General features: G+C 39.5%; 1 pseudogene. It reads right to left on the bottom strand.

From position 1 onward, the window contains the following. A pseudogene (locus tag L9G74_RS24260) lies at positions 1-266 on the bottom strand (hypothetical protein); the annotation flags it as partial.

The raw sequence follows: 266 nt of genomic DNA, 5'->3' as shown, positions 1-266 counted from the left end.
TCGTATTTTCCACCTAATCCTACCTCCATTATAGCAACATCGACCTGCTCTGCTGCAAATATCTTGAAGGCAACTAAAGCAAGGAAACGAAAATAGGTAGGCATTGGAATATTGTCATCAGTTTTTTCCTTTAGTCTATCATAACACCACCAGAAGTAGGCTAAAAATTTCTCTTCACAAATTTCCATACCATCTAAACGAAATCTCTCTCGGATATCAATGAGGTGAGGAGATGTGAAGAGACCAGTGCGAAAACCACAGTTACG

The organism is Shewanella electrica (assembly GCF_022321485.1).
Lineage (GTDB): Bacteria > Pseudomonadota > Gammaproteobacteria > Enterobacterales > Shewanellaceae > Shewanella > Shewanella electrica.
This window is presented reverse-complemented; position numbering and strand designations above follow the sequence as displayed.